This is a genomic window from Mucilaginibacter aureus, from assembly GCF_053514885.1.
In genome coordinates this window covers 24922-37757 of sequence record NZ_CP170601.1, presented here as the reverse complement: position 1 = coordinate 37757, position 12836 = coordinate 24922, and the positions used below count along the sequence as shown (strand labels likewise).

General features: G+C 43.5%; 10 protein-coding genes. 8 read left to right on the top strand and 2 right to left on the bottom strand.

From position 1 onward, the window contains the following. Positions 1-20 precede the first annotated feature (20 nt). The 5 genes from ACFGVR_RS00115 to ACFGVR_RS00095 all read left to right on the top strand — a co-directional run bounded on the left by ACFGVR_RS00115 (position 21) and on the right by ACFGVR_RS00095 (position 5411). On the top strand, positions 21-590 hold the full coding sequence (locus ACFGVR_RS00115) for a hypothetical protein (RefSeq protein WP_448700248.1): 570 nt from the start codon (positions 21-23) through the stop codon (positions 588-590). A gap of 171 nt (positions 591-761) precedes the next feature. Further along, positions 762-3596, top strand: a complete 2835-nt coding sequence (locus ACFGVR_RS00110; RefSeq protein ID WP_448700247.1) for a glycosyl hydrolase — start codon at positions 762-764, stop codon at positions 3594-3596. Between the two features lie 41 nt (positions 3597-3637). Further along, on the top strand, positions 3638-4141 hold the full coding sequence (locus ACFGVR_RS00105; protein ID WP_448700246.1) for a hypothetical protein: 504 nt from the start codon (positions 3638-3640) through the stop codon (positions 4139-4141). A 19-nt stretch (positions 4142-4160) separates the two neighbouring features. Beyond that, positions 4161-4619 (top strand): GNAT family N-acetyltransferase, encoded by a 459-nt coding sequence (locus ACFGVR_RS00100; RefSeq protein WP_448700245.1) that lies wholly within the window; start codon positions 4161-4163, stop codon positions 4617-4619. 210 nt (positions 4620-4829) lie between these two features. Then, a complete protein-coding gene (locus tag ACFGVR_RS00095; RefSeq protein WP_448700244.1) occupies positions 4830-5411 on the top strand; it encodes an RNA polymerase sigma-70 factor in 582 nt (193 codons plus the stop codon). A gap of 45 nt (positions 5412-5456) precedes the next feature. Here the strand turns inward: ACFGVR_RS00095 and ACFGVR_RS00090 are convergent, their stop codons facing one another. Together ACFGVR_RS00090 and ACFGVR_RS00085 are read right to left on the bottom strand one after the other, a co-directional pair. Further along, positions 5457-5948, bottom strand: a complete 492-nt coding sequence (locus ACFGVR_RS00090; protein ID WP_448700243.1) for an SRPBCC family protein — start codon at positions 5946-5948, stop codon at positions 5457-5459. 11 nt (positions 5949-5959) lie between these two features. Beyond that, on the bottom strand, positions 5960-6265 hold the full coding sequence (locus ACFGVR_RS00085) for an ArsR/SmtB family transcription factor (protein ID WP_448700241.1): 306 nt from the start codon (positions 6263-6265) through the stop codon (positions 5960-5962). 151 nt (positions 6266-6416) lie between these two features. On the opposite strand from ACFGVR_RS00085, the gene ACFGVR_RS00080 reads away from it, so the two are divergent. The 3 genes from ACFGVR_RS00080 (at position 6417) to ACFGVR_RS00070 (ending at position 12836) form a co-directional block, all read left to right on the top strand. Next, positions 6417-7850, top strand: a complete 1434-nt coding sequence (locus ACFGVR_RS00080; protein WP_448700239.1) for a glycoside hydrolase family 28 protein — start codon at positions 6417-6419, stop codon at positions 7848-7850. A gap of 205 nt (positions 7851-8055) precedes the next feature. After that, positions 8056-9069, top strand: coding sequence for a FecR family protein (locus ACFGVR_RS00075; RefSeq protein ID WP_448700237.1), 1014 nt, complete (start codon positions 8056-8058; stop codon positions 9067-9069). Positions 9070-9242: 173 nt separating this feature from the next. Beyond that, positions 9243-12836, top strand: a complete 3594-nt coding sequence (locus ACFGVR_RS00070; RefSeq protein WP_448700236.1) for a SusC/RagA family TonB-linked outer membrane protein — start codon at positions 9243-9245, stop codon at positions 12834-12836.

The following is a 12836-nucleotide window of genomic DNA, read 5'->3' as shown; positions in this document are numbered from 1 at the left end:
CAAATCTAAACCTTAACCGCATGACACCAAAATCGCTATGGACCATCCTGGTCAAAATATTTGGCCTTTACCTCATTTGGCAATCGGGTACGCTGCTCACTCAATTTATCTCCACGTTTGCTTTCATCGGGCAAAGAGATCAAGATCAATACCCTTTGGCAATTTTCGGAACGGTGTTTTTATTTCTTGTAGTAGGCTGCGTTTACTTTATTGTATTGCGTTACTGCCTTTTTAAAACTGACCTGGTTATTGAAAAACTGCATTTGGAAAAAGGATTCTCAGAAGAAGAGTTTGAATTGAATATTCATCGCTCGACTATTTTGACCATAGCGACCATCGTAATTGGTGGAATAATGTTCACCGAAAATATACCTCAACTTTGCTACCGCATTTTTTCGTACGCACAGCACGCCGAGAGCTACACAAAGTTTACCGATAACCCATACTCGGCATGGTTTGTATTCGATATTTTAAAAGTTGTTATTGGCTATTTTTTGATGACCGAAAGCCGGATGGTTGTTAATTTTATTGAACGAAAAAAAAGAAAAGCTTCGCTTAAAACACAGGAAGAAAGTGAGCCGGAATTGTAAATAAGGCGGTCTGTTTCTCATCCCGGCCAAACAGCTTCGATATTAACTAACGATTAATATTATTATTGGTTTTAAAAAGATCAGGAGCGGTGTAAAATACACTGTATGACTGTACAGGATGGTTAAATCAATAAAAATGCGTATATTTATATCACCAATTTGAGCGACCTTATGCGTAAATTTTACCTGACCTTTATAATTATTTCTTTTTGCTTACAGGCATTTTCGCAAATAAGCTGGCCCACTGTAACCAGGCAAACCAAGCCCTGGGCGCGCTGGTGGTGGCAGGGCAGCGCGGTTAATAAACCTGACCTGACAACTAACCTGGAAACTTACAGTGCCGCCGGTTTAGGCGGGTTGGAAATTACACCCATTTATGGCGTAAAAGGCCAGGAAGCCCAGTTTATCCAGTACCTGTCGCCAAAATGGGTTGATATGCTGAGCCATACCCTGCACGAGGCTAAACGTTTGGGTATGGGCATAGATATGGCCAACGCTACCGGCTGGCCTTTTGGCGGGCCATGGATAGATGTAGATAATGCCGCAAAAAACATGGTTTTAGAGAACTATAATGTTAAAGGCGGCGATACCCTGAAGGAAGTGATCCGCTATATCCAGCAACCGCTGGTAAGCGCCGAGGGCAAAGCGCCGCCGGCAAACGACCTGGTACTGCCGATTGCAGCCAATACAAACATGCAGGCCCTGGCTTTGATCCAGGTGAGGTTCCAGATGAGTTTGCCTTTGCAGGTGCTAATGGCTTATGGCCCCAACGGCGAGGTTTTAAACCTGACGGATAAAGTAGACCCCAACACCAATAAACTGAACTGGAAGGCACCTGCCGGACGCGACTGGACATTGTGTGCCATTTTTATGGGATTGCATGGTAAAATGGTTGAACGCGCCGCGCCCGGTGGCGAGGGGTTTGTAATAGATCATTTTTCGCCCGAAGCACTAAAAGTTTACCTGGATAAGTTTGACCAGGCTTTTAAGGGTGCCGATGTTGGCGATATCAGGGCTTTTTTTAACGATTCTTACGAAGTGGATGATGCCCGGGGTCAGTCGAACTTTACGCCCAATTTTTTTGAAGAGTTTAAAAAGCGCCGGGGATACGACCTGCTGAACCAATTGCCGGCCTTGTTCAATAAAGACGATAAAAACAATGCCCGTGTTTTATGCGATTACCGTGAAACCATATCCGATCTTTTGTTAGACAACTTTACCAAACCGTGGCATGCCTGGGCAAATAGCAGGGGAGCGCTTATCCGTAACCAATCGCACGGCTCACCGGCAAACATTCTCGATCTGTACAGTGCAATTGATATCCCGGAAACGGAAGGAAACGAACCTTTGCGCTATAAGTTTGCCACATCGGCAGCGCATGTGAGCGGTAAAAAACTCACCTCGTCCGAATCGGCAACCTGGCTCAACGAGCATTTTATGTCATCATTAGGGCAGGTAAAACAAGCTATTGATAAATTGTTTTTGGGTGGTGTTAACCATGTCTTTTACCATGGTATCAGTTATTCGCCGCCATCGGCACCATGGCCGGGATGGTTGTTTTATGCCGCTGTGCATTTTGTACCCAACAACCCGCAATGGCACGATTTTCATGCATTGAACGAATACATTGCCCGCTGCCAGTCGTTTTTACAAAGCGGCCGCGCCGATAATGATGTACTGCTGTATTACCCCATATTCGATAGTTTTATGGAACCCGGCCGCAATTTTTTAAAGCATTATGATGGTATGCGGCCAGAGTTTACAGGCAGCGTTTTTGAAGATAACGCCCAGGACCTGCTGGATAGAGGATATGCCTTTGATTACATATCCGACAGGCAAATACAAGGCAGCGTATTGAGCGGCGGCAGCATTAAAACCACAGGTAGCGCTGGTTATAAAACTATTGTGCTGCCTGCCTGCAAATACATTCCCTTAGCTACTTTTAGTCAGCTGATGAAATTGGCAGAAGGTGGCGCGCAGGTGATCATTTATAAAAACATGCCGGTTGATGTGCCCGGGCTTGATAAGGACGGAGCCGGAAAAGCTGCCTTGAATGACATGGTGAGCAAATTGAGCTTTGCTGATGCCGGTGCAGATATTAAGAAAGCAGTGATTGGAAAAGGTGCCATTTTGATGGGTGATAACCTTGATCGCCTGCTGGCGTTTATTAAAGTGCGCCGTGAGCCTATGGTAGAAAAAGGTTTGCAATTTGTACGCAGAAATTATGGTGCCGGCGATTACTACTTCATAGCCAATAAAAGCACCAAAGCAGTTGATGGTTGGGTGCCTTTATCGGGAAATGCGGCATCGGTGGTGCAGTTTGACCCGATGTTTAAGATCAACGGTGTGGCGCGTTTGCACAAGGCGCCAACGGGCGGTACCGAAGTTTATTTGCAGTTAGCACCTGGCGAAACATGTGTTTTGCAAACATCGGCCACAGCCGTAAAAGGTAATTTATATGCCTATTATAAACCAACCGGCAAAAGCTATGATATTAAAGGCGAATGGACGGTAACCTTTACCGATGGTGGCCCCGAATTGCCTGCAACTGCTAAGCAAACCACACTAACATCATGGACAGAACTGGACGGACCCGGAGTAAAACGCTTTAGTGGTACGGCTAAATACAGTATTACTTTTAATAAACCATCAGAAGCAGCTACTGAGTGGAAACTTGACCTGGGTAAGGTTTACGAAACTGCCGATGTGTACCTTAACGGCGCCAAGCTGGTTACGCTGATCGGTCCGGATTTTTCTTACAATATCCCCCCCGGTTTACTCAAACCTATCAACACGTTAGAGGTTAGCGTATCAAACCTGATGGCAAACCGTATCAGCGATATGGATAAGCGCCACATACGCTACCGCATATTTTACAATACCAATTTCCCGGCGCGTTTGCGCGATAACCGGGGCGAAGATGGTTTGTTTACTGCCATTAAATGGGATCCAAAACCATCGGGGCTGGTTGGCCCGGTTAAGCTGGTTGCAATGGGGAAAGAGTAGTTTTATAAAGGCAAGAATCAAGAACCAGGAATCAGGAAAAAATGAAACGCCGATCGTATATCGATATTGGAAAACGGCCTTATGATCTGTTAGGTGTAACGGCTTTGCTGTTGTTTTTGATGTCATTCGTGCTGTCAAATAGCGCTATGGATATTAATCTGCATGATACCTATGTTGTAATTGCTCATATGCATCTATGTTGGTTTTTTTCGGGTGCATTGTTGTTCTTATGGTCGATGGGAATTTTGTTTCGAAATTACATCTGGTCGGTAACGTTAAGCTGGATACAGGTTGTTCTAACCTTATTATCAGTTATTACTTTTATAAAATTAGCCATTGGAACAGGGCTTGACGGGATACCGCGCAGATATTATGCTTTTAGTGAATTTAACCAAAGCAAACAATGGTTTTCTACTGCTTCAGCATACGTTTTTATGCTGCTGCTGATTGTTATAGGGCAAATAGTTTTTGTAGTGAATGTGATCGGGGGATTACTTCGTAAGGTTTTAAACTCTGCACCGTCTAACCAGCAGAAAACAACTTAAAATATACCCATAAATACCCATGTCTTTTGCAGGTCAGATAGCCGTAAAACAACTAAGCGTAGCCGACTTGGCTTTAACGCAGCAGCTTTTTATCCTGCTGCAAGAAGTTTTCGGGATCGAAAATCCCATAAAAGTTAGCGATAGCTACGTTGATAAATTACTATCTAACACAAATTTTGTAGCCCTGGCAGCTATTTATCAAAGTGAAGTTGTTGGCGGCCTGACAGCATACAGGTTGCCTATGTATGATAAAGAAGAGGAAGAACTATTTATTTACGATATCGCTGTAAGGCCTGCATTTCAACGCAATGGTATCGGTAAACAACTCATAAACGCGGCGAAACAATTTTGCAGGAAGCAAAACGTTGAATTAATGTTTGTACAAGCTGATGCAGAGGACATACACGCATTGGATTTTTATCGCTCAACCCGGGCAAAAGAAGAGAGAACGGTTCAATTTATATATCCTCTATCATAATATAGACTTTAATTTCATAATTCAGGCAGGATTGTACATGACAGTTTAGTGCCATTTGTATGTTAAGTTTGTTATAACAACCAATTGTAATGCCTTATGTCCCCCCATAAAGTATTGCCATATATCGCGACAAAAATGACTGACCAAGCTTAAAAGGCTGTGTATGCTTTTTTGTTGCATTTTATAAATAGTGATGTAAAGTAATTGTACATGTCTTTAAGTAATAGCCATACGCCACTAAAACTTTTGCCCGACGCAGAACTGCTGGCACTGGTGAAGAGCGATAACATGGAGGCATTTGAAGAACTGTATTACCGCCACTGGAAAAATCTTTACTCGTTTGCCTATAAGCGTGTGCGCAGTAAAGAAATATCCGAAGAGATAGTTCAGGATTTTTTGACCAACCTGTGGGCGGGGCGTAAAACACTGATCATCAAAACATCGTTCGAAGGTTATATTTATACTGCGGTGCGCAACCTGGTGTTTAATTATATTGCCAGGGAAACGCGGCGCAAGGCATACAGCCACTTTGTACAACTGTTTAAAATAGATACCGATAATTCGACCGAAGAGACCATCGACACCCGCGATCTGCAGCAAAACATTGAAAAAGGTTTGCATGATCTGCCCGAAAAATGCCGCTCGGTGTTCGAACTGAGTCGCCACGAAAACAAGTCGAACAAGGAGATAGCCCTGGAACTGGGCATATCCGAAAAGACAGTTGAGGGCCATTTGACCAAAGCCATAAAACGGCTGCGGGTAACGCTAAACAGCGCGTTTTTGATTTGGTAAAAAAGAGCCATCCCCTTTCCAGGGATAGCTCTTTTAATATCATGTTTATTGTGCTGCCAGCAATTCTTCGAGGTTGTTGAGCCCCATGGTAAAGCCAGCTTCAAAGCCCATGTCAACCAGCGTTTTCAAATCAGCATCCTTATCAAAGGTTAGCTCAACTTCTACTTTGGTGCCTGTTACGATAGGTATAAATTCAAGCACCCAGTGCGATACCGGGGCGCTTTCGTTCACATTACCGTCCTGATCACAAAAGGTAGTGGAGTAAGTAAAGCCTGTTTTGGGGTTGATGGTTTTAAAATCAACCCTGCTCCAGTGTTCTTCGCCATTTGGGCCGCGCATGGCATAAAGCCAGGTACCGCCTTCGGTAAAACTCATGGTTTTGGTGTCGGCCTTCCAGGGTTTAGGTGCCCACCATTTGTCGAGCGTAGCGCTTTCTGTCCACGCTGTCCATACTTTGTCGGCAGGAGCGGCAAATTCCCGGGTAATGTGCAGTTTTTTGTTAGCCAGATCTTTAGTGATCACTGTGTTGTTTGTCATGATAGTTTGTTTTAATGGTCCTTTAATAAGTCGTCTAATTGGTTAAAGCGATCATCCCACAACTGGCGGAACTGCTCGATCCATTGGTCAATTTCTTTCATCTTTTTTGCGTTAAAATGGTAATAGATCTCCCGGCCTGTTTGTTGTTGTTTAACTACGTCGCATTCGGCCAGTATCTGGATGTGTTTTGATATTGCTTGCCTGCTGCTGTTAAAATGCTCGGCAATGGCGTTAGGTGTCATAGCCTGCAATGCCAGTAAGGCAATAATAGCTCTGCGTGTGGGGTCGGCAATCGCCTGATAAATATCTCTTCTCATATAATTTGCAACCGTTTGATTGCAAATATAAATGCAATTAATCGGTTGCGCAATTTTTTTTTAATTTTTATAAATATGCGTAGTTGCGGATAAGAAGATTACTCATAAAAAAGCGATACTTTTATAACCACATTATTAAACCTCGCTAATCATGTTAAAAAGAGTATTGTTGCCGGTGTTAAGTATTGGGGCTGTTTGCCTGTTGGGATTTATCAGCCAAACCACGCAGTTACCAGATAAATGGACAAGCTCCGCGCAACCACTCCAAATCATGCAGTCAATTAAACAATCTATCAAAGCGCCGGTGTTTAAAAACGCAACCTACCCCATCACAAATTATGGTGCCAAAGGCGATGGCCGTACCATGAATACAGAAGCTTTTAAAAAAGCTATCGAGGCTTGTAATGCAGCAGGCGGCGGCCGCGTAATAGTACCTGCAGGTAATTTTTTAACCGGGCCCGTTTATTTGAAGAGCAATGTCGAACTACATCTTCAGGACAATGCCGTGATCACTTTCAGTCATGATACAACAGATTATCCATTGGTGCTTACCCGTTGGGAAGGTTCTGACTGCATCAACTATTCGCCGCAGATCTATGCCTATAAAGAAAAGAATATCGCCGTAACCGGTAATGGCACCTTAGATGGCGGTGCCAGCAACGATTACTGGTGGAGTTGGAAAGGGAGCACTCGTTTTGGCTGGAATAAAGGCATGCCTAATCAATTTAAAGCAAGAGAAACTTTGCATACAATGACACACCAGGGTGTTGATCCGGCAAAAAGAGTATTTGGTAACGGCCACTACCTGCGCCCCAATATGTTTCAGCCTTACTTGTGTCAAAACATACTTATTTCCGGTGTAAAAATGATCAACTCACCTATGTGGTTCATCAGCCCGGTTATGTGCGAAAATGTTACGGTGGAAAAGGTGAGCATTAAAGCCGACGGGCCCAATACCGATGGCTGCGACCCGGATGCCTGTAAAAATGTATGGATCAAAGATTGTTCATTTGATACCGGCGACGATTGTATAGCCATTAAATCCGGTCGTGACGAAGATGGCCGGAATAATGGCAGGCCTGCTGAAAACCACATTATTGAAGGTTGCCAGATGAAGGCTGGTCATGGTGGTATCACCATTGGCAGTGAAATTGCCGGTGGTGCACGCAACATTTTTGCCACCAACTGCACTTTAAGCAGCCCAAGCCTCAACATGATCCTTCGGTTAAAAACCAGCTCACTGCGCGGAGGAGTTATCGAGAATATCTTTGTTAAAGACATTAAAGCCGGCTCTTATAATGAGGCTGCTTTGCAATGCGACATGTTTTACGAAGAGCCAGGCAATCATATACCCACTATACGCAACATCCTGATCGAAAACCTCACGGTAACAAACGGCGGTAAGTATGGCATCTTTATCCATGCTTATAAAGAGTCGCCGGTTCAGGATCTGACGTTGATCAACTGCAGCATAAACGGAGTTAAAACACCCATCAGGATCGATCATGTAAAGGATCTAAAATTGCAAAATCTATCGATCAATGGTACTAATGTGACATTGCCGGACTCGCTATCCCGCCGGTAAACATCTCAACATACCTAATGGGCGAATCACTCTTCGCCCTGTTTTAACAGCTGTCTCACGCCAAACTTTTGGCGGCTCCGGGCTTTGTATGGCTATGCCCTGGCTATTTTAAAAATATTTTTAAACGGAGCAAGGGTAGGGCACAGGTTGTATGTCATTACTTATATAAGCCAAAATCAAACCTTACTTTTTTACTTTAATTCCGATGAAATACCAGGTAACGCCCGAGCTGCTGCATAAATACCTTGACGGAGAGTGTACCCCCGAAGAAGCCTTTATGCTATACCAATGGTATGACGCATTTGAAAAGCATAATGACCCGCTTGAGGACATGAGTCCTGTTGAACAGGAAGCTTTAAAGATGCTGATGTTGCGTAATTTTAAAAATAAGCTTTTAAGCGAAGATGTTGTTGAAGAGCCGGTTAAAAGATCTGTATCAGTTAAACTGATGTATGCAATGGCGGGTATAGCGGCAACGGTACTGCTTGTATGGGCTGGATTAAATTTAATGCAAAAACCCGCAGATACTATAAACGGCGTTTTTACTACCGCTACCGAACAGATGGAGGTTAGCAATTTAACCAACAGCATTTATAAACAGGTATTAAGCGATGGCAGCATAGTTTGGCTGAGCCCGAAAAGTAAACTGCGTTATCCTAAAAAGTTTATGGGTGCATACCGGCAGGTAAAGATGACAGGCGAAGCATTTTTTGAAGTGACGAAGGATCATGCACACCCTTTTATTATTTATAGTGGCGGTATTATTACCCGCGTTTGGGGTACCAGTTTCCGTATAAAGTCGGTGCAGAATGTAAATACAGAGGTATCGGTAGTTACGGGTAAGGTATCGGTTAAAATACCGGAGCACGATGAATCGGAAGTGATGTTATTGCCAACGCAAAAGGTAACCTATCAGCAACTTAGTAAATCGCTTAACCGCGATATTGAAACTACGCATTCGGCCATGCGGATCTGGCAAAAAGCAACCATTTCATTTGATAACGTGCCTTTATCCAATGTTTTAAACACATTGGACAAACAATATGGAATGCATATCCACACCGATGATAAAGAGCTGGGCAGTTATTTGTTTAAGGCCGATTTTACGGGCCAAAGCCTGCCTGCGATATTGGATATGCTCGAAAATTCACTCAATGTATCGTATACTATGGACGATACCGACATTATATTATATCGAAATAAACCCATAACCAATTGATAGTAAACGCTAAATCCGAAGAAGATATGCAGAAATAAAAAGTCAGAACAAAAAAACCGGAAGTGTCATCACCACTCCCGGCTAAAACTCAAGCCCCATTGGAGTAGCGCCTGTTAAACAGGCGGAAGGGGATTAATTGTCTCATTTTTAAGCAAAATAAAACAAACGAATTTATGAATTTTTATTTACTCTCCTCAAAATACTGGTGGAAAATTATGAGAATCACGTTTAGTCAGCTATTGATAGCACTAATATTAAGTGGCGTCTCTTTTGCGAAAACCCTGGTGGCCCAGGATGTGTTAAGGCGGCCCGTTAGCTTAACGGTGGCCAATTCCACTTTAGAGAATACCTTGCGGAAACTTGAAAAAGACGCGAATATCAAATTTGTGTATAGTAAAAGTATTGTACATACCGAGCAAAAAGTAACGTTTGCCGCAGCAGGTCTTGATCTAAAAGAAGTGCTGGATAAACTGCTTACCCCCCAGGGTATTTTATACCGCGTTATAAGCGATCGTATCGTGTTGAACGTTGATCCGCTATACCTTGAGGCCCGCAAAGCCGAATTTGAACGTATTGCCAAAGCCGAGGCGGCGATCAATGTTTTTACTGTTAAAGGCCAGGTAACCGATGAAAACGGTGGTCTTCCCGGTGTAAACGTGCGTTTAAAAGGCTCGCAGGCTACTGGTACAACAACCGATGTTAATGGTAATTATACCATTGCCATTCCTGATGGTACAGGCACCCTCTCTTTTAGTTTTGTTGGCTACGCCGATCAGGAAATTGCTGTTGGCGGCCGCAGCATTGTTAATGTAACACTTGTTCCAAACGCCAAAGCACTTAATGAGGTGGTGGTAATTGGCTACGGTACACAAAAACGTGGTAACGTAACCGGCGCCGTTGCCAGCATGAAAAACGAAAACCTTGAAGAACGTGCAATTACACGTGTTGACCAGGCTTTAGTTGGCCAGTTAGCAGGTGTTACTGTAAAACAAACCACCGGCGTGCCCGGTAAAGCATTTAGTGTGCAGGTGCGCGGTTCGGGCTCAATAAGTGCGGGTAACGAACCATTATATGTTATTGATGGCTTTCCGTTAACTACCAACGCAAGTAATGTGGCAAGCGGTAGTTTTTCAACCGGCAACCCTTTAGATAATATTAACCCTAACGATATTGATAACATTGAAGTTTTAAAAGATGCAGCCGCCGCAGCTATTTATGGTTCACGCGCATCAAACGGTGTGGTTTTAATTACGACCAAGCGGGGTAGAACAGGTAAACCACAAATTAGCTTTAATAATTACTTTGGTTATAACGCAGCTGCTAAACATCTGGATATGCTTAATGGCGATCAATGGATCGACCGTGCTACCGAAATTATCAATGCCACTTATGTAGCCAAAGCTGGTATATATGGAGCAACCGCTAATGATGATGCCAACACCCGCCGCGCCAAATTAACATTAGCAGGTGTTCCATTATCGGGCACACAAGTTAACGTTGCCTATATGCTTGATCCCCGCTGGTCTACCCCGGGGCACCCTGGTTTACAATATGTCGACTGGCAAGATGCAATAGAGCGTAAAGGCTACATGCAAAACTCAGAAATATCTGCAAGCGGCGGAACCGATAATGTGAACTATTTCGTATCAGGTAATTATGCTAACCAAAATGGTTTTGTTACCGGCCTGGGCTATAAGCAATACAGCGGGCGTGCAAACGTGGAGATCAATGCCAGCAAAAAGCTGAAATTTGGCCTGAATCTGGCCCCAACTTATTCAGTTACCCAGGATCCGGGTGTTGAGGGTAAGGATAATATATTTCACCAGGCATTAAGCATGAGCCCTGTACAAGAGGATACTGTAGGTTATATGGCCAACATAGGTAAAAATGCGCAATACATCTGGAGTAATACAACCAATTCGCCGGTAGGTAAATTAACATATAACGTTGGTACAACCAAAAGATACCGCACATTAGGTACCATATACGGCGAATTTGAGATCATCAAAGGGCTGACTTTAAGAAGCTCGGTTAACCTTGATTATACCAGCAGCAGTTCAAACTCTTATGTGCCTTACATAACCACAGGGTCGCAGGCCAGCCGTACCTTTACCGGAAGTAATAACCTGCTTGCGGCAAACTCAGGCTCATACAGTAATTATACCCGGCAAACGTTTGTTAACGAAAACACGCTGAACTATACAACTACATTCAATAAAAATCATAGTTTAAACGTGTTATTGGGCCAATCATATAATATTGATCGTCTTGATCAGTCGTCGCTTAGATCGAGTGGTGGATATACAAGCGCGGTAATTCAAACCCTAAATGCAGCAGCAGCCATTACCGGTAATACAACCTCAAGTCAAAATGTTTTATTATCGTATTTTGCCCGTGTTCAGTATGGGTTTAAAGATAAGTACCTGTTGTCAGCAAGTATACGTTCTGATGGTTCGTCACGCTTTGGTGTAAATAATCAATATGGTGTATTCCCATCGGCATCGGTGGCATGGCGCGTTACGCAAGAGTCGTTTATGAAAAATATACCCGACATAAGCGATTTAAAGCTGCGTTTTACTTATGGTGTTAATGGTAACAATAATTTGCCTAACGATTATGCAAGTATAGCAACATTGACTAATGCCGGATATGTATTTGGCAGCACTGCAGCCGCAGTAATAGGCCAGGCCCCCGGAGTTTTAGCTAACCCCGATTTGAAATGGGAACGCTCACAAACTTACGACGGCGGTATCGACTTCGGTATCTTTAATAACCGCATTACCGGATCGGCAGATTTTTACAACAAACTAAGTACACAACTTTTGCTCAATGTTCAAAGTTTGGAGGTTACAGGTTTTCAAAGCTATTTAACCAACATAGGTTCGGTACGTAATATTGGTCAGGAGTTAGAAATAACTACCCGTAACACGGTGGGTAGATTTCAATGGAGCACTACCTTCAATGTAAGCCATAATACAAACAAAGTTGTAGCGCTTGCACCCGGCCAAACTCAAATCATTGTGCCTAATGGGTTTAACGTGTCCGATCAGATATTGCGTGTTGGACAACCGCTTAACAGCATCTATGTGCTGAAAGAGATAGGTTTTTTAAGCGCTGCTGATATAACCGCCCATTATCCTACTTATGGCCCTGCAGGTGCCGAGCAACCTGGCGACCCTAAATTTGAGGATACCAATGGTGATGGAACAATAACCGAAGCCGATAAGCAAATAGTTGGTCATCCAAATCCTGATTATATTTTCGGTTTAACCAACACATTCCATTACAAAGGGTTTGACCTGAGCATTTTGGTACAAGGCCAAACCGGCGGTTCTATCTACTCCGAATTGCAACGTGCGATATCACGCCCTGGGCAAGGTTTTACCGATAATACCCCGGCATCTTTTGTTAACAGGTGGAGATCAGAATCCAATCAGGGCGAAGGAAGGTTCGGCAAGGCTTACTCAACTTATAACTCGCCAATAGCGGCTACTACCGATGCAGTTTATTCTACAAACTACATCCGTGTAAGGGATATTACCCTGGGGTATAATTTGAAAAGTCTGATCAAAACACCGGTGATCAAAAATGCGCGGATCTACATAACTGCCGAAAACTTTTTTGGAGCCGATAAATATACCAACGGTTTAAACCCTGATGCAGCTAACACAACTGTTAGCTCAAACAGCAACTACCCGGAGGCGGGCGATTATGGTGGTTTGCCATTAGCTAAATCACTGATTTTTGGTTTAAACTTTACATTTTAA

Bases quoted from the DNA above. Each gene is read 5' to 3' on its own strand.
- ACFGVR_RS00115 (WP_448700248.1), top strand. From the start codon at position 21: ATGACACCAAAATCGCTATGGACCATCCTGGTCAAAATATTTGGCCTT.
- ACFGVR_RS00110 (WP_448700247.1), top strand. From the start codon at position 762: ATGCGTAAATTTTACCTGACCTTTATAATTATTTCTTTTTGCTTACAG.
- ACFGVR_RS00105 (WP_448700246.1), top strand. From the start codon at position 3,638: ATGAAACGCCGATCGTATATCGATATTGGAAAACGGCCTTATGATCTG.
- ACFGVR_RS00100 (WP_448700245.1), top strand. From the start codon at position 4,161: ATGTCTTTTGCAGGTCAGATAGCCGTAAAACAACTAAGCGTAGCCGAC.
- ACFGVR_RS00095 (WP_448700244.1), top strand. From the start codon at position 4,830: ATGTCTTTAAGTAATAGCCATACGCCACTAAAACTTTTGCCCGACGCA.
- ACFGVR_RS00090 (WP_448700243.1), bottom strand. From the start codon at position 5,948: ATGACAAACAACACAGTGATCACTAAAGATCTGGCTAACAAAAAACTG.
- ACFGVR_RS00085 (WP_448700241.1), bottom strand. From the start codon at position 6,265: ATGAGAAGAGATATTTATCAGGCGATTGCCGACCCCACACGCAGAGCT.
- ACFGVR_RS00080 (WP_448700239.1), top strand. From the start codon at position 6,417: ATGTTAAAAAGAGTATTGTTGCCGGTGTTAAGTATTGGGGCTGTTTGC.
- ACFGVR_RS00075 (WP_448700237.1), top strand. From the start codon at position 8,056: ATGAAATACCAGGTAACGCCCGAGCTGCTGCATAAATACCTTGACGGA.
- ACFGVR_RS00070 (WP_448700236.1), top strand. From the start codon at position 9,243: ATGAATTTTTATTTACTCTCCTCAAAATACTGGTGGAAAATTATGAGA.